Below are 270 nucleotides of genomic sequence, written 5' to 3' on the forward strand. Positions count from 1 at the left end.
GATCGAAGGCAAGCGGCGCGGCGTGAAATATGTGGTCGTCACGATGTGCATCGGCGGCGGGCAGGGGGCGGCCGGGCTGTTCGAAATCGTTTGATTTCGACTGACCGACTCGCGGCTTCTCGAGTGGAAGCCGCGAGCGCCGGCCTTCGCAGGCCATTCGAAAGGAACCGGAAGCAAAGCGCATTCATTCGATGCTGCCGTTTCCCCTTACTTGTCAAACGAATTGACGCATCTATACTTGCTCTGACATTTGCCTTTCGGCGGGATGGG

1 pseudogene is annotated in these 270 nt (G+C 58.5%); it reads left to right on the forward strand.

What is annotated here, in order from left to right:
* Positions 1–94 (forward strand): annotated as a pseudogene (locus SB764_RS40540) (acetyl-CoA acetyltransferase); the annotation flags it as partial.
* Positions 95–270 lie beyond the last annotated feature (176 nt).

Origin of the sequence: Paraburkholderia sp. SIMBA_027, assembly GCF_046535315.1 — a bacterium.
Taxonomy (GTDB): domain Bacteria; phylum Pseudomonadota; class Gammaproteobacteria; order Burkholderiales; family Burkholderiaceae; genus Paraburkholderia; species Paraburkholderia tropica.